This is a genomic window from Globicatella sp. HMSC072A10 (genome assembly GCF_001811625.1).
Taxonomy (GTDB): domain Bacteria; phylum Bacillota; class Bacilli; order Lactobacillales; family Aerococcaceae; genus Globicatella; species Globicatella sanguinis.
This window is the reverse complement of the sequence record NZ_KV805630.1, coordinates 1-310: the sequence shown is the minus strand read 5'-3', so window position 1 is coordinate 310 and position 310 is coordinate 1. Positions and strand designations below refer to the sequence as shown.

1 protein-coding gene is annotated in these 310 nt (G+C 34.8%); it reads right to left on the bottom strand.

The genetic code is table 11. The annotated features are described in order from the left end of the window. Positions 1-310: IS66 family insertion sequence element accessory protein TnpB (tnpB, locus tag HMPREF2811_RS01330; protein WP_071407770.1), on the bottom strand; the 310-nt coding region annotated here is incomplete at both ends.

Here is a 310-nt window from a genome sequence, read left to right as displayed (position 1 = left end):
AACCCTTGAAGTAACCAGTTCACTTGAGTTTCATTTAATTCTATTATGTCATCATTATGAGAAGGCCAAGTTAAACGACCATTTTCGAAACGCTTATAGAATAGCCAAAACCCTTGACCATCCCAATAGAGAATCTTAAACCGATCTTTTTTTGTCCCACAGAATAGAAAAAGTTTTTGTGAAAAAGGATCCAATTGATACTTTTCTCTCACGAGTGATGCAAGGGAATCAATTCCTTGGCGCATATCGGTTTTTCCTGAGATTAGATAAACTTGACCTAATTGATTGATATTCATTTTCAAGATAACAC